This window comes from Hymenobacter agri, from assembly GCF_054778495.1.
Map to the genome: position 1 here is coordinate 1 of NZ_BAAGZM010001165.1, position 711 is coordinate 711.

The 711-nt window shown below is 68.1% G+C and carries 1 protein-coding gene; it reads left to right on the plus strand.

Annotated elements, in window-relative coordinates:
• The coding region (locus tag ACYVDE_RS25110) for a SprB repeat-containing protein (protein ID WP_460504239.1) at nt 1-711 on the plus strand (711 nt) is incomplete at both ends.

Consider the following 711-nt stretch of genomic DNA (forward strand, 5'->3'; position numbering starts at 1 on the left):
CGCCACCGTGGGCGAGCCCGCCCAGCTGCGCGCCAGCTCGCAGGTGATGGACGCCACCTGCTACGAGGCGGCCAACGGCTCCGTCGACCTGACCGTGAGCGGCGGCACTGCCCCGTATACTTACCTCTGGTCGAATGGCGCCACGACGCAGGACCTGGCAGCCCTGCCAGCCGGTACATATTCGGTAACGGTAACTGATGCTAACGGCTGCTCGGCTATTTCCAGCGGCACGGTGGGCCGGCCGGCCCAATTGCTGGCCAGCGCCCAAGCCACCGCGGCCCAGTGCGCCGGTGGCACCGGTAGCGTGGCGCTGACGGTAAGCGGCGGCACGGCGCCATTTGCTTACCGGTGGTCGAACGGTGCTACCACACAAAGCCTAAGCGGCCTGACGGCCGGTACGTACTCGGTAACCGTGACGGACGCCAACGGCTGCTCGGCCACCGCCTCGGCCACGATAAGCGAGCCCACGCAACTACGGGCCACGGCTTCGGCCACCGGCACGACGTGCTATGATGCCAGTAATGGTGCAATGACGCTGGCGGTGAGCGGCGGCACTGCCCCGTATACTTACCTCTGGTCGAATGGCGCCACCACACAAAACCTGAGCGGCCTGGCCGCCGGTACTTACACCGTAACGGTGACGGATGCGGGCGGCTGCACCGCCAGCTGCGGGGCCACGGTAGGCCGGCCCACGCAGCTGCTGGCCAGCGC